The sequence below is a fragment of the Veillonella rogosae JCM 15642 genome, assembly GCF_002959775.1.
In the GTDB taxonomy this organism is placed as follows: domain Bacteria; phylum Bacillota; class Negativicutes; order Veillonellales; family Veillonellaceae; genus Veillonella; species Veillonella rogosae.
In genome coordinates this window covers 47,941-61,103 of the sequence record NZ_PPCX01000008.1, presented here as the reverse complement: position 1 = coordinate 61,103, position 13,163 = coordinate 47,941, and the positions used below count along the sequence as shown (strand labels likewise).

Below are 13,163 nucleotides of genomic sequence, written 5' to 3'. Positions count from 1 at the left end.
AAACAAATTAATGTTTAAAGTGACGAATACTTGTAAATACCATAGCAATGCCCGCTTCGTCGGCAGCCTTGATGGATTCATCGTCTCGAATAGAGCCACCCGGTTGAATAATGGCTGCAATACCATGCTTTGCCGCCGTTTCTACAGTATCCCCAAATGGGAAGAACGCATCAGATGCTAACACAGCCCCTTTTGCGGCTTCACCAGCTTGCTCAAGAGCAATTTTTGCAGACCCAACGCGGTTCATTTGCCCCGCCCCAACACCGAGTGTCCGTTTTTCATTGGAAATCAAAATCGCATTGGATTTTACGTGTTTTACGAGCTTCCACGCAAATTCAAGGGCTTTCCATTGTTTCTCTGTTGGCTGTACCTTCGTAACCACTTTATAGCTAGCGCGGTCTTCTTGAATATCATCTTCTGTTTGTACTAATAGACCACCAGAAACCTTTTTCACTGTTACTTGGCCAGATTCAGGTTTAGATAACTCAATGAGGCGAATATTTTTCTTTCCTTCAAGGATTTCTAATGCTTCTTTTGTGAAAGCAGGTGCCATGATGACTTCTAAGAAAATTTTGCTCATTTCTTCTGCCGTAGCTGCATCTACTTCACGGTTTAAAGCAACGATGCCACCAAAGGCTGATACGGAGTCTGCTTCGTAAGCATTTACATAAGCATCATGCAAGGTAGCTGACGTCGCTGCACCACAAGGATTTGTATGCTTAATGATACATGCTGCAGGATCAGTAAACTCCCACACCATATTCCACGCTGCTTCCATATCTACGATGTTGTTATAGGAAAGCTCTTTACCATGGAGTTGTTTCAAAGCCCCCATGCCATGAGCCGTACCGATTTCTTTGTAGAATGCCGCTTGTTGATGCGGATTTTCACCATACCGAAGGTCAGTTACCTTTTCATAAGCACTTAAATATTCAGGCGGTGTAGGACCTTCGTTTAAGACACCACTCATATAGTTAGCAATAGCTACATCATAAGCTGCAGTATGAGCAAAGGCTTCCTTTGCAAGACCAAAACGATATTCTTTAGGCAATTCACCATGTTCTTTAAGCATCGTTAAGATTTCATCATAATGATTTGGATTTACTACAATGCCCACATATGCATGGTTTTTCGCAGCAGAGCGCACCATGGTAGGGCCACCAATATCGATATTTTCAATAGCTTCCTCTAAGGATGCATTGGGTTTGGCAATGGTTTCACGGAATGGATAGAGATTGACAACAACAAGGTCAATTGGTTCAATACCATGATCAGCCATAGCTTTTTGATGTTCAGTATTATCGCGAATTGCCAAAATACCACCATGAACCTTTGGATGCAAGGTCTTAACGCGGCCATCCATCATTTCAGGAAAACCGGTCAAGGATTCAACCGCTTTAGCTTCAATGCCCGCATCAGTAATCGCTTTAAGCGTGCCACCTGTGGAATAAATGGTTACACCTAATTCAACTAAACCTTTTGCAAAGTCTACAATACCTGTTTTATCTGAAACACTAAGTAATGCATTTTTAATCATGTAACCTCTCCATTTGCTTTCTCATCAATCTTCAATATTAACAACTCGCCCTTTTATGGTGAGCTTGTCTTTACAAAACAGCCGTAAAGCCTCTTTATATGTTTTATGTTCGATAGGCAATAATCTATCACTCAAGGTATCCTCTGTATCATCGGGTAATACAGGAACCGTATTCTGCATAATGATAGGCCCCGTATCCATTCCTGCATCAACAAAGTGCACCGTGCACCCTGTAATTTTTACGCCTCCGTCAATGGCTTGTTGATGACCATGAAGGCCTGGAAATGATGGTAACAGAGCAGGATGAATATTTAATATACGATGTTCGTATCGCTCTATCAAAGGAGCACCGACAATACGCATATAGCCTGCCAAGACGATACCATCAACCTTATAAGGCCCTAAAGCATCTAGTTGAGCCTGTTCAAAGCTAGCTTTAGAATCATAGTCGCTACGTTCCATAACAATAAGTGGAATATTCCAAGATTTAGAGCGTTCCACAATTCCTGCTGTGCCATGATCTGTAATGATTACAACAAATTCACCATTAATATAGCCTTCTTTCATGGCCTTATACAGTGCTTCCCCATTAGAACCACGACCACTAGCAAAGAGGGCTAATCTCTTTTTAGAATTACGCATCGAACTCAGCCCCTTTAAGGACAACAGGACCATCACCACTTACTATGCGGCCAATTTCATATACCGTTTCACCACGACTAGAAAGGTTTTCTTTAACTGTTTCTACATCCTTTTGATCAACGATAACAATCATACCAATGCCCATGTTGAACGTACGGTACATTTCAGGCCAGGCAACATTGCCCCATTCTTGTAGTTTTGTAAATACAGGAAGTCGTGGCCATGTAGTGACATCTACCTCTGCAGTAACGCCTTTTGGCAATACGCGTGGAATATTTTCATAGAAGCCACCGCCGGTAATATGAACCATACCCTTTACGAGTTCTTGTTCAATCAATGGCAATACAGCTTTAGGGTATAAACGAGTAGGCGTCAATAATTCTTCGCCTAAAGTTTTACCAAATTCAGGGACGTCTGTATCAATAGATAATTGTTTATGATCGAATACAATTTTACGAACCAAGGAGAAGCCATTAGAATGGACACCAGACGATGGCAGACCTAAAATTACGTCACCAGCTTTGATACTTTCACCAGTAATCAATTTAGGACGATCAACGATACCAACGGCAAAACCAGCCACATCGTAGTCATCATTATCGTAGAATCCCGCCATTTCAGCAGTTTCACCGCCTAGTAAAGCACAGCCGGACTCTTCACAAGCCTTTGCCACACCGCGCACAATATCTGCTACTTTCACAGGATCAAGTTTACCAACTGCAATGTAATCGAGGAAGAATAAAGGCGTTGCACCTTGCACAAGAATATCGTTAACACTCATGGCCACGCAATCTTGGCCAATGGTATCATGCTTATCCATCATGATAGCTAAACGTAATTTGGTACCTACCCCATCTGTACCGGATACGAGCATAGGGTCAGACATAGAGTGACCAGCTAAGGAATAGAGGCCCCCAAAACCACCTAAATCACCTACAACACCAGGTGTATAGGTGCGTTTTACGGATTCTTTCATCAATTCTACTGCACGATTACCTGCATCAATATCAACGCCTGCATCGCGATAGGTTAAACTAGTTTTATTCGAGCACATATTTGACCCCTTCCTCTTGTTCCGCAGGAACCTCTACACTGTAATCACCATTAAAGCAAGCAAAACATAAATCATTAGGCGCTATATCAGATACGGCACGACATAAGCCTTCACGAGATAAATAATGTAATTTGTCAGCATGAATATAATCTTTTATTTCATCTACTGTATGTGTAGCAGCAATTAGCTCTTTACGCACCGACGTATCAATACCATAGTGACAGGAATACTCAATTGTTGGTGAGCTTACACACATGTACACCTCTTTAGCGCCCGCTTCCTTTAGCATTTTAACGATAATACCACTCGTAGTACCGCGTACGATAGAGTCATCGATAAGGACAATCCGTTTGCCCCCTACAATGTGAGGCAATGCATTAAGCTTCATACGAACAGCTAATTCCCGTTCCTCTTGATTTGGCTTGATAAAGGTACGACCGCTATATCGGTTTTTCACTAAGCCTTCTGCAAATGGTATGCCCGATGCACGAGCATAGCCTAGTGCAGCTGTAGTGCCAGAGTCAGGAATAGACATGACGATATCTGCATCGTATTTAGTTTCGTTATATAATTCACGCCCCATATTAAGACGAGATTGATATACCGATTGACCATCAATATGGCTATCACCGCGGGCAAAATAGATATATTCAAAAACACAAAGCTTTTTGTCAATTTTCTCTGGTTCTGCATAGATAACACTACGTACACCAGAGTCATCGATAATTACCATTTCGCCTGGATCGATGTGACGGATAAACTCAGCTTTTATAGCATCTAAGGCACAGCTTTCACTAGAAAGGACATAGCCATTTGCAGTTTTGCCTAAACAAAGAGGTCTAAAGCCTTGGGGATCACGCACACCTACCAAGGAGTCGTTCGTAGTAATAACGAGAGAGAAGGCCCCTTCAATTTGACGTGCCGCATCAGCAATGCGTTCCACCTGTGTTTCAGCCTTAGAGCGAGCAATGAGGTTTACAATAACCTCAGAATCCATAGTCGTTTGAAAAATAGACCCATCTGCTTCAAGGCGTTTGCGAAGGGCTAAAGCGTTCGTTAAATTGCCGTTATGGGCCACTGCAATCTGACCACCTTGATAATGAATCACTAAAGGTTGAATATTACGTGGATTATTGGACCCTGTTGTGGAGTACCGCACATGGCCAGTCCCCATATGGCTAGGCAAAGATGGTAATTCCTTGATAGCCTCAGTCAACAAGCCCATGCCCTTTTTTAGTTCTACATCATGACCATCTGTAACGGCAATGCCCGCACTTTCTTGACCACGGTGTTGGAGCGCAAAGAGGCCCCAATATACATAGCGTGCTACATCAACGGTTCTATCATAGACACCGAATACACCACACTCTTCATGCCATTTATCAAAAACAGGATCGTAGTTCATTGTGCCCCCTTAGGCGCGTTCGCCAGTAAGACGGAATAACATTTCTTTGTACGCTTCTTCGATATTGCCAAGGTCTCGACGGAAACGGTCTTTGTCGAGTTTTTCACCTGTTGTAGCATCCCAGAAACGGCATGTATCAGGAGAGATTTCATCGCCTAATAATACTTCACCATTATGCGTGCCAAATTCTAATTTAAAATCTACAAGGGTTACATTTTTGGTAGCCAAGAATTTTTTCAAAATATCGTTTACTTTTAACGTGATAGTAGAGATTACATCAAGTTGTTCTTGAGTAGCCCAGCCAAGTGCTGTGATTTGGGATTCATTAGCAAATGGGTCACCTAATTCATCATTTTTGTAGCAGAATTCAAGGATTGGATGTTTAAGAAGAGTACCTTCTTCAATGCCAAAGCGTTTAGCCATAGAACCAGCTGCAATGTTACGAACGATAACTTCTAAAGGAATGATATCCAACGTAAGTACTGTTTGATTACGATCATCTTCGCGACGAACGAAATGAGTTGGAACGCCTTCTTTTTTCAATAATTCAAAGAAGAAGGAAGAGATTTTATTGTTCAATACGCCTTTGCCAAGGATGGTATCATGTTTCTCGCCGTTAAATGCAGTAGCATCATCTTTGTAATGAACGATGTACTCGTCTTTGTTATCTGTTTGATATACTTGTTTTGCTTTACCTTCGTACAATAATGTTAATGTTTCCAAGTCAATGTTAGCCATGATATTTCTCCTTTTACTCTTTTCTATTCAAGGGCGTATAAATGATGATATAGACGATTATAGTTTAATGGCACCTTGTAGTTCTGCATTGTCCGCTAATACTTTTTCAGCCATATCTTTGCGATACTGTACATATCGGTCTTTTAATTCTTTGTTGAAAGCTGCTCCAATTTGGACTGCAAAAAGTGCTCCGTTTTTTGCACCATCTACAGCCATAGTTGCTACAGGCATACCAGATGGCATCTGAACAATAGCAAGCAATGAATCGATACCTTTTAAAGCTGTTGCATTAAGAGGAATTCCGATAACAGGCAAGGTAGTGAAGCTAGCTACTACACCTGGTAAGTGAGCCGCTGCACCAGCACCAGCGATAAAAGCGATAGCCCCTTCATCTTCAAGTCGTGTAACAAAATCCTTTACAGCCTCTGGCGTACGATGTGCAGAAGCGATAACCATTTCATAAGGAATGTTAAATTCATCAAGTACGGCAGATGCCTTTTTCATTGTGTCTAGGTCAGACTTGCTGCCCATGATAATACCGACCTTCATAGATCCTCCTAATAAAAAAGCCCAGCCTAAATAGACTGGGAAAAATGCGCACAAATAGCCTCCGTAGACTTGCCTTGAGTTTGTTGATTTGCATAGTTCACGGTGCTACCTCCTTCTTGTACACAAATTGTAACACCTAACATTTACAAAATCAACACTATTTTCGAATATTTTTTAATTAAATATTTTTATCATTCGTTATGTTCCGAACTATTCAAAAATATTTAATTTAATTATATCGACTTTATTCAAATTGGTTGATTACAAAAATCTACACATTTTATACAAAGCCATTCCTTCAGTAAAAGCTTTACTTTATAATATTCATATATGTTTTCTACACAGCCAAAAGAGGGTATCCTATCTATAAAGATAGGATACCCTCTTTTATTTAATTTCCGAACATTATGCCTATTAATCTATATTTGTTATTAATTAGTGAGTACCACTTTCAAAAGCAGTTTTTAATTCACCTACAGATTCAGGGATGTAATCTACGATAGAAGACATCAATGCATACATTAATGCAGGTTCAAACGCATCATCACCACACATGTATACGCAATCTAAATATAGACTGGAGTCTTGTTCATCAATATAAAGTTTATAGTTTTTGTAAGTCGCATTATCTCGATTGATTAACGCATTTAAGGCAGCCATGTTTTGTGCTGTTACCTTTTCAGGGCCCAACACTAACCGAATGACACTATAAATACTGTTATCAAGAATGACGAATAAAGGCATATCCCACAACGGAGATTTAATGTAAGAGCGATATACGACAGTGCCGTCCTCATCATCAAAATCCTTACGTTCAAAGGATGTAATTTCTTCTTCTTTCAAAAACTTATCAAATAATAATGCTTTAGGATTCATAACAACCTCTATTAAGCTAAACCAGCTACTTTAAGAATGCCTTTATGTACGGCATCTAAATGTGGTTGAACTACTTCAAGTAAAAGATTTACTACTACAGTAGGATCGAATTGTTCAGTCAAGGCAGGAACAGATACGTCCATGTAGATATTGTTATCTTCAGTGCTTACATAATATTTGGATACTTTGTAATCTTGGTTTAATGTGTTGAGCTCTTTCAATACAGCAGGAATTACTTTTTCATCAATCGATGTTGTTGTGATAGCTATACGTGCATAGGAGAATGCAGAATCATCCACAACGATGAATACAGGCAAGCTATGATTATGAACATCCAAACGGCCGTGGTACACAACAGTATGAAGGTCGTCTGTCATTTCTTCCTTTGTAAACCAAGAGTTGCCACCTTTATTCAGATCAGCAACAAGTAAGTCGAATTTTTCTGCTTTTTGATTCATAATTCCCTCTACAAATAATTAGACTATTAGTCTTCGATAAATACACAGCCATTGTCTTTAAATTCTTTAATGCGAACTAAAGACTCTACGCGGTAACCTGCATTTTCAAGGCGTTCACGACCAGGTTGGAAGGATTTTTCAATAGCAATGGCCATACCTACTACTGTATCGCCAGCATCTTGAACTAATTTAGCAAGGCCCATAGCCGCTTCACCAGATGCCAAGAAGTCATCGATAATCAATACTTTTTCACCAGCTGGCAAGAATTTTTTGGAGATAGTAATATCGTAGTTTTCTTCTTTTGTATAAGAGTACACAACACTATGATATACATCATCTACCATGAGGATAGATTTTTTCTTACGCGCAAATACCAATGGTACGTCAAGCTCAAGAGCAGCCATCAATGCCAACGCAATACCAGATGCTTCAATGGTAACAATACGTTGCACACCTGCATCACGGTAACGATCCGCGATTTCTTTACCGATAGCTTTAAACAATTGTGGATCGATTTGATGGTTCAAGAAGCCATCTACTTTTAGCACGCGATTATTGAGGACAATACCCTCTTCACGAATGCGCTTTTTTAATAATTCCATGTGCTTATACCTCCGCATAACTATCTTTAAATTTTAACGTAAACAACCCCTTAGGGTCAACCTATATGTAGTAAAACTCTCATAATACAACACTTAAAAATCGGCAAAAAGTAAGTCTTACAGATATTATTCTCTGATTATCCAATTCAAAAGGTTTATAAAAATATAATATAGCATAGAATAACTTTGTCTAATATATAAAAAAGCACACTTTATGAAAATTCATAAAGTATGCTCTATTATTATAGAATTTTATCGCGGTTACTTTCACGATTCACAAGTAAGGATGTAAAGCGCGCAGCCCCTTCAGATTGAGGTACTAAACGAGAGCGCACAAGTACAATATCGCGAGTCGGCACAGGAATATCTGTATCGATACGAACGATAGTCCCTTCTTGCATCTTTTGTTGCACTACGTGGTTAGGCAACATGGAAATCCCCATATTGATTTCCACAAGATCTAGCAATACATCGACACTACCAAGTTCAAAACGAGGTTTACGGCATGCACCATGCGTAACTTCATCAAAGAAGGTACGGCTCGCAGAACCTTTATGCAAGAGCAAAATAGGCTCATTAAGCAGGCGACCTTGATCAAAGAACCCTGCCCCTTTATAGTCAGGGCCACCAACAAATACATCTTGAATTGTAGCCAATGTAGTGACCTCTAATTGAGGATTATCTCGTAAGCCTTCATAATCATTAACCACCGCTAACTGAGCCTCTTTATTGAGTACCAACTCTACGCAATCAGGGGATGGACGATTAATGATATGCAATCCGATCTCACTTTCTTGCAATTGCCATTTATGGAAATAAGGCAATAAGAAATGGCGACATAAAGTATCTGTAGCAGCTAAATTCAAACTTTCATAAGCTTGGCTAACACGTTCTTGTAATTGAGTCACCCCATTATCAAGGATGGAGAACGCTTTAGCTACCGTATCAAACAACTCTTTACCTTCCGGCGTGAACCCTACAGATTTTGTAGTCCGCACAAAAAGAGGCATATTGAGCTCCCCTTCTAATTGTTTAATGCTTTGGCTGATGGCGGATTGAGATACGCCTAATTCTTTTGCGGCACGAGAAAAGGATAAATATAAGCCTACCCCTAAAAAGGTTCTATATAAATCTGCAGATACTGCCATTTTATTCACCTCTGTTATATACTAATAGTAACGTCTTACTTTTAAATATACATATCATTTATTATATTATAACGATGAACTCTCAATATATGATGAATATGTAGAAAACTTCATGAATATTAGGTCTTATGACCTTCATGAATTTTTCATATTTATTAGTATTTCTAATCTTTTCATAAGTAAGATTATCTTTACTTATAAGTCTAGACCGACTATACTTAATTTGTCAATATCCCAAAGGGAATTATATACATTACAGGAGGCTACAATGGCTATACAACGATTATTCGTAACAAAACGAGAATCTTTCAACCAAGAAGCACAACGCATGTTACATACCTTACAACAGGAACTATCTATGCCTGTTACAGGTGTTACCATTTATGAACGATATGATATTGAAAATTTAGATGCAAAAGATTTAGAAGCTGCAAGAAACCTAATTTTCTCCGAACTTCCTGTGGATACAGTATTAGAAGAAATTCCAGCTTTGCAAGGTTTCGTATTTGCTGTTGAATATGTACCAGGTCAATATGATCAACGTGCCGACAGCGCAGAGCAGTGTATTTCCATGCTCACGCTTACATCTGGTCACATCGTTCGATGTGCTCGTGTATTTGCTATGGAAGGCACTTTCACAAAAGAACAAGAAAATGCCATCAAAGCGTACTACATTAATCCTGTTGATTCCCGTGAAGCAAGCCTTGAATTACCTAACACTTTGGCGCTCGATTTAGAGGATCCAAAACCAGTAGAAACAATCGATGGCTTTACGACAATGAACGATGCGGAGTTAGAAGAACTTATCAAAAATTATGGCCTCGCTATGACATTGGCAGACCTTCAAATGATTCGACAACAGTATGCAGAGGTAGAACACCGGGATCCTACGATTACAGAAATTCGCCTCTTCGATACATATTGGTCCGACCATTGCCGCCATACCACATTTATGACAGAGTTAACAGATATCTCTATCGAAGCGAGTCGCTTCACAGGCCCTATTGAAGAAGCCCTCGAAGAATACATGGAAGGTCGTGCTGAGCTCTATACAACTAAGAAAAAAGCGCGTTCCCTCATGGACATGGCTACATTAGCTGTAAAAGAATTACGCCATGCTGGTGGTTTAACAAATCTCGATGAATCCGATGAAATCAATGCATGTACTATCATCGTTCCTGTCGATGTAGACGGAAAAACTGAAGAATGGTTGTTATTATTCAAAAATGAAACCCATAACCACCCTACTGAAATCGAACCATTCGGCGGTGCTGCTACTTGTTTAGGCGGCTGTATCCGCGATCCATTGAGTGGCCGCGCCTATGTATACCAAGCAATGCGCATCACTGGCTCTGGTGATCCACATACTAGCCTTGAAGATACATTAGAAGGTAAATTACCACAAAAGAAAATCACTCAAGAAGCAGCTCGTGGCTATTCCTCTTATGGCAACCAAATCGGTCTTGCTACAGGTGAAGTAAAAGAATATTACCATCCTGGCTACGTAGCAAAACGCATGGAAATCGGCGCCGTTATCGGTGCAGCTCCACGCAATCAAGTGCGCCGTGAAACACCTGTTGCAGGTGATGTTGTGGTATTATTAGGTGGCAAAACTGGTCGCGATGGCTGTGGTGGCGCTACGGGTTCCTCTAAAGAGCACACAGTAGAATCCCTTTCTACATGTGGTGCAGAGGTTCAAAAAGGCAACGCCCTTACGGAACGCAAAATTCAACGTCTCTTCCGTCGTGGTGAAGTAACTACCCTCATCAAACGTTGTAATGACTTTGGTGCTGGCGGTGTATCCGTTGCCATCGGTGAATTAACAGATGGCGTAACTATTAACCTTGATTTAGTGCCTAAAAAATACGCTGGCCTTGATGGTACAGAATTGGCCATCTCTGAATCTCAAGAGCGCATGGCTTGTGTTATCGCCGCTACCGATGTAGATGCATTTAAAGCATATTGCGACGAAGAAAACTTAGAATGTACAGTTGTAGCTGATGTAACTGATACAAATCGCCTCATCATGAACTGGAATGGGGAAACAATCGTCAACATTAGCCGTGACTTCTTAAATACAAATGGCGCCAGCCAACAACAAGAGGTTATTGTAAAAGCTCCAGCAGATCGTTCTTACTTCTTACGCGGTTCTTCTAGTGCAGATAACTTCAAAGAAAAATGGCTTGCAGCCGTATCCGATTTAAACACCGCTTCCCAACAGGGCTTAGCAGAACGCTTTGACAGCACTGTGGGTGCTAATACTGTACTCATGCCATTTGGTGGCAAATTCCAGAAAACACCGACTCAAGGTATGGTAGCAAAGTTACCGGTTCTAAATGGTGAAACTACAACTGCTAGCATCATGACTCACGGCTTTGTACCTGAGTTATCCGACTGGAGCCCATACCATGGCGCACAATATGCTGTACTTTTATCTGTCGCTAAATTAGTAGCTCTCGGTGGTCGTCGTGAAGATGCATACTTAACATTACAAGAGTACTTTGAACGCCTTAACTCAAAAGAATCTTGGGGTAAACCTGTATCAGCTTTACTGGGCGCTTATAAAGCACAAAAAGAACTTGAAATCGGTGCTATTGGTGGCAAAGATTCTATGAGCGGTACATTTATGGACCTTACAGTTCCTCCTACCCTTGTATCCTTTGCGGTTGGTACAGCTCATGTAGATAACATTGTGAGCCAAGAGCTTAAAGGCGTAGACCATCGCCTCGTATTCTTCGATGTACCTCGCATGTACGATGACACTCCTGATTGGGATCGATTCAAAGAAAATTGCGATACCTTACAAGAACAAATTGAGAAGGGTCGTGTTTACTCTGCTTATGTAGTTGAACAAGGCGGCATCCCTGAAGCTGTCACAAAAATGGCCCTCGGCAATAATATTGGTGTTAAATTCGATAAATATGCTGAACGAGGTATTTTCCAACCTGCTCTTGGTGCATTTATCGTAGAGGTAGATATTAAAGCTGTTAACTATCTTTTAGAATTGCCTGATGTGAAAGTGATCGGTGTAACACAAGCAAATCCTGTGATCGAATGGGAAGGCCAATCTGTATCTCTTAAAGAAGTACAAGCTGCATATGAAGCACCTCTAAATGATATCTTCCCTATGCACGCACCAAATGGTGTTGGCGAAGCGGTGGCGTACATTCACGACCAACACGCTAAGCCTCGCAGTGCATCCTTAGGAGCCAAACCAAAGGTTCTCATCCCTGTATTCCCTGGTACAAACTGTGAATTCGATTCAGCTCGTGCCTTTGAGCGAGCAGGTGCAGAAGCAGATATCGTTGTCATTCGAAATCAAACACCAGAACAATTAAAAGAATCCATCGATGTAATCAAAGCTAAATTAGCAGAGTCTCAAATTCTTATGTTCCCAGGTGGTTTCAGTGCTGGTGATGAACCAGATGGTTCTGGTAAGTTTATGGCTACCCTATTCCGCAATCCATACCTAGCAGAAGGTTTAGAAAATCTCTTGTATAAACAAGATGGTCTAGTTCTTGGTATCTGTAATGGTTTCCAAGCTCTTATCAAATTAGGTTTGTTGCCTGGTGGCCACATTGAAACATTGACTGCAGATCATCCTACATTAACGTACAATACAATAGGTCGTCACTTATCTCGCATGGTCAATACAAAGGTAATCTCCACTAAATCCCCTTGGATGTGTGATGCTAAAGCTGGTGAAATTTATACTGTGCCTATTTCTCATGGAGAAGGTCGTTTTATTGCCTCCCCTCAACAAGTGTTAGAGTTCAATAAAACTGGTCAAATTGCTACACAATATGTAGACTTTGATGGCATCGCATCCATGGATAGCCGCTTCAATCCAAACCAATCCGTCGCTGCTATCGAAGGTATTTATAGCCCAGATGGTCGCGTATTCGGCAAGATGGCTCATTCCGAACGCTGTGGTGCAGGTATTAGTAAAAATATTTATGGCCAATTAGAAATGCCAATCTTTACGTCTGGTGTAAAATACTTCAAGTAATTATTCACCATTCTTTTATGTGAAAGCCTACTCCATAGAGTAGGCTTTTCCATATTGATTTTTTTCGTAAATATTAGTATTATAAGTTGATGACATATTTACAAAAATAATTTCATTTAAATCTATACATATATACCTAAGTGAG

11 protein-coding genes are annotated in these 13,163 nt (G+C 40.4%); 1 reads left to right on the top strand and 10 read right to left on the bottom strand.

The features are described from left to right. Positions 1-7: 7 nt before the first annotated feature. The 10 genes from purH to VRHSUH09_RS04100 all read right to left on the bottom strand — a co-directional run bounded on the left by purH (position 8) and on the right by VRHSUH09_RS04100 (position 9,009). Positions 8-1,537, bottom strand: coding sequence for a bifunctional phosphoribosylaminoimidazolecarboxamide formyltransferase/IMP cyclohydrolase (purH, locus tag VRHSUH09_RS04145; protein ID WP_105081472.1), 1,530 nt, complete (start codon positions 1,535-1,537; stop codon positions 8-10). A gap of 24 nt (positions 1,538-1,561) precedes the next feature. Then, positions 1,562-2,179: a phosphoribosylglycinamide formyltransferase gene (gene purN / locus VRHSUH09_RS04140; RefSeq protein WP_105081471.1), complete on the bottom strand. Its 618-nt coding sequence runs from the start codon at positions 2,177-2,179 to the stop codon at positions 1,562-1,564. Beyond that, a complete protein-coding gene (gene purM / locus VRHSUH09_RS04135) occupies positions 2,172-3,233 on the bottom strand; it encodes a phosphoribosylformylglycinamidine cyclo-ligase (protein WP_105081470.1) in 1,062 nt (353 codons plus the stop codon). The genes purN and purM overlap by 8 nt, the downstream gene beginning before the upstream one ends. Beyond that, on the bottom strand, positions 3,220-4,638 hold the full coding sequence (gene purF / locus VRHSUH09_RS04130) for an amidophosphoribosyltransferase (RefSeq protein WP_105081469.1): 1,419 nt from the start codon (positions 4,636-4,638) through the stop codon (positions 3,220-3,222). The genes purM and purF overlap by 14 nt, the downstream gene beginning before the upstream one ends. A 9-nt stretch (positions 4,639-4,647) precedes the next feature. Next, complete coding sequence (purC, locus tag VRHSUH09_RS04125; RefSeq protein ID WP_054748109.1) at positions 4,648-5,376, bottom strand: phosphoribosylaminoimidazolesuccinocarboxamide synthase; 729 nt, start codon at positions 5,374-5,376, stop codon at positions 4,648-4,650. A 57-nt stretch (positions 5,377-5,433) separates the two neighbouring features. Continuing rightward, a complete protein-coding gene (purE, locus tag VRHSUH09_RS04120) occupies positions 5,434-5,925 on the bottom strand; it encodes a 5-(carboxyamino)imidazole ribonucleotide mutase (RefSeq protein WP_105081468.1) in 492 nt (163 codons plus the stop codon). Between the two features lie 435 nt (positions 5,926-6,360). Further along, complete coding sequence (locus VRHSUH09_RS04115) at positions 6,361-6,801, bottom strand: hypothetical protein (protein WP_054748107.1); 441 nt, start codon at positions 6,799-6,801, stop codon at positions 6,361-6,363. 11 nt (positions 6,802-6,812) lie between these two features. Next, a complete protein-coding gene (locus VRHSUH09_RS04110) occupies positions 6,813-7,259 on the bottom strand; it encodes a YbjN domain-containing protein (RefSeq protein ID WP_009351861.1) in 447 nt (148 codons plus the stop codon). Positions 7,260-7,285: 26 nt separating this feature from the next. Then, complete coding sequence (locus tag VRHSUH09_RS04105; RefSeq protein ID WP_009352017.1) at positions 7,286-7,861, bottom strand: xanthine phosphoribosyltransferase; 576 nt, start codon at positions 7,859-7,861, stop codon at positions 7,286-7,288. 242 nt (positions 7,862-8,103) lie between these two features. Then, positions 8,104-9,009: a LysR family transcriptional regulator gene (locus tag VRHSUH09_RS04100; protein WP_105081467.1), complete on the bottom strand. Its 906-nt coding sequence runs from the start codon at positions 9,007-9,009 to the stop codon at positions 8,104-8,106. 268 nt (positions 9,010-9,277) lie between these two features. Between VRHSUH09_RS04100 and VRHSUH09_RS04095 the strand changes: the two genes are divergently transcribed. Beyond that, positions 9,278-13,018, top strand: a complete 3,741-nt coding sequence (locus VRHSUH09_RS04095; protein ID WP_105081466.1) for a phosphoribosylformylglycinamidine synthase — start codon at positions 9,278-9,280, stop codon at positions 13,016-13,018. Positions 13,019-13,163 lie beyond the last annotated feature (145 nt).